The sequence below is a fragment of the Paraburkholderia sp. SIMBA_027 genome (genome assembly GCF_046535315.1).
In the GTDB taxonomy this organism is placed as follows: Bacteria; Pseudomonadota; Gammaproteobacteria; order Burkholderiales; family Burkholderiaceae; genus Paraburkholderia; species Paraburkholderia tropica.
The window spans coordinates 1-366 of sequence record NZ_JAWRWY010000190.1 but is presented as its reverse complement, the minus strand read 5'-3'; the positions used below and the strand labels follow the sequence as shown (position 1 = coordinate 366).

Below are 366 nucleotides of genomic sequence, written 5' to 3'. Positions count from 1 at the left end.
CTCAGGCCTTCCGCCAGGCTTTCCGGCTGGCGGGCAACCGCGTTTCTGTAACCAATGCGTTCCATTTCCGCTTCCTCTGTCTATCCAATCGGTTCAGCCGAGCAGGCGGCGCGCGAGCGCCAGCGCGCCGTTGACCGGGGCTGCGCGCAGCAGGGTGATTTCGCTCTTCGGAGAGACTTCCGCCATCGCCCGGCGAAAGGCCTCGAACAGGCTCGGCTGCTCGACAACGACACCGCCGCCGATGACGACGTGACTGGCGTCCGCACCGCGGCTGATCAGAATGCCGACAAGGCGGGCGAGGGCGGCGGCACCGTCCTCGATCACCCTCGATGCGAGTGGCGATTTCTGCGAGGCAGCGTCGAATAC

1 protein-coding gene is annotated in these 366 nt (G+C 66.1%); it reads right to left on the bottom strand.

What is annotated here, in order from left to right:
- Positions 1-93: 93 nt before the first annotated feature.
- Positions 94-366, bottom strand: a 273-nt coding sequence (locus SB764_RS38735; protein WP_410866568.1) for a hypothetical protein, incomplete at its 5' end; no start/stop codon positions are given.